At 37.2% G+C, this 2,040-nt stretch carries 1 pseudogene; it reads right to left on the bottom strand.

Features of this window, described 5'->3' with window-relative positions:
• Positions 1–2,040, bottom strand: a pseudogene (locus tag G6Q00_RS08100) (hypothetical protein); the annotation flags it as partial.

Below are 2,040 nucleotides of genomic sequence, written 5' to 3'. Positions count from 1 at the left end.
TAGTAGCGGAAGTCTCTTCTTTACTCCTACTTAATGCGGGTTTTTCTTTAAACTCCTTAACTTTAAACTCCTCAAGCATATAACGCTTAGGCTGGCTAGGGTCGTTATTGTTGCTAAAGTGTATTTTTGCCTCAAAGTCCCATACTTTGTTGTTGTAGCTATTTCTAGCGCTTAGAATGATTTTATTATGTGCTACTTCTTTTATATCCCCCTCTAGTATCGTTTTAGTAATGTAGTCTGCTAAATGGGTGTTACGCCATTTTTGAAAGTCTTTATTAGCTCTAATAACTGCCTCTTGTGAAATGGGTGTTAAAAAGTCTTGTGGTTGATCTTTAAACAACTCTAGGCCTTTGTTTGGCTGATCTTTAACACTAGTGCCGGCAATACCCTTAAGTTCAAATTGTGTATACACATCAACCCCGCCTAAATCTTGTCTGTAGAATGCGGGGGCAATTTGGCCACTACTGCGCGTTTTTTCATACATCAAGTGTAAAAGCCCTTCAATGGCCTTTTCTCTCTTGCCATTCCACCTGTAAGTGGTGTAGTTTTTGCCAAAGCTTTTATTAATGGGTAGATCTGTGGATACTCTGTATAAATTATCCCAACTGATATTTTCAGGCTGGTTATAATCTTTGGCCTTTTTAGCTTTAGTCTCTTTTAAGGCCTCTTTTTTAACCATGTCCTCAATGTCTTTTTGTACCCAAGCTTGATGGGCTTTATCTCTTTCTAATTGCTCTAAACGCCATTTGCTTAACTCCTCTTTGCTAAAGCCTAATTGGCCATTATCTATTTGCTTGCTAGTAAACCCCCTTTCTAAATCTATTTTATCGGTTGAATTAACATTTTCAAGCGCGCCTTTTAGCCGTGCTTTATCCCATAATTCTAAGCTCCAATATGGCATATCCTCTTTAGGATCAAAGCTATCTATACGCCTACTCCACTGCACTAGCGCATAAGAATCTGAATCAATCTTTTTAATAAAACTTAATTCACCTCTTAGATTTTGGAGTAGGTAGTCTGGATTTTCTAAAGCGCTTTTGAAGTAGGGCAAAGTTTTAGTGGCATGAATGGGATAGTCTATTCTAATATCCTTAGTAACACTCAAGCTATCTTGATCATAGCTATGTTTTAAAGCCTTTTTCATCTTAGCGGATAGATTAGGAGAATAATTACCCTTTTCTAAGCCTAAATGTTTGCTTAGGGCTTTTTGTAAGTCTGTTTGGTTGTGCGTAAAATTTTTATTGCTCCAATCCTCTTTGATTTTAGTTAGAAGTTCTTGTACTTCTGGGGCTAATTCATCTTGATTTTTAAGGGGGAGGTTGCTACCATTGGAGGCGGTAACTTGGGGTCGTGCGTCTAAGTTGACACTAGGTTTAGGGCTTAGCGAGTCTTCGCTATCTTTAGATAGTCGTAAACCCATGTTGCCGTCATTACTAAAGATTTTATTTTTACTCCACTCTCCATTTTCCTTATACATGGTTTTTAGCTTTAGCTCATTGTGTTTCGTGCTAATGGTTTCTATCACCGTAAAGTACCCGTTGATTTGTTTAGCACTGGCTAATAGCTTTTGGCCGTCTTTGTTTTCTATAATCTTGCTTATATCTGCCTCATTCACAACTTTAGGGTAATCCCTAATATCTTGTATCTCTATGGGTGGTTGTTTGTTTTTAAGATAGTGAATGGAATGTATGCCGTGTTGTTTTTCTACATGGGCAAGTGCACTGCCATTAAAGGTAATTTTAATAGGGTTGTTTGTATCTAGCTTAAGTTGATTGGCTAATTCTAAATCTTTGAGTTCTCCTACCCACACCTTAGCATTATGCTTTTTAACTTGATCTAGTAGTCTATCTGTGATCTCTACCGGTTTAAGCATTCTTAAGGGCTTACTAGTATCTAGCAAGTCTTTAATGTTTTGACTCTCTGCCTTTTTAAACTCAATGTATCTTGTGTTATTTTGGGCTCTAGTAGCTTTCTCTTGCTCTCTTAATGCCTTAAACTCTATATAACTTAAACCCTTAGCTTTAGCCTCTTTATAAATCT

The organism is Helicobacter suis (assembly GCF_902196125.1).
Classification (GTDB): Bacteria; Campylobacterota; Campylobacteria; order Campylobacterales; family Helicobacteraceae; genus Helicobacter; species Helicobacter suis_B.
Note: the sequence above shows the minus strand (reverse complement) of the source record. Positions and strands in the feature narration are given on the sequence as shown.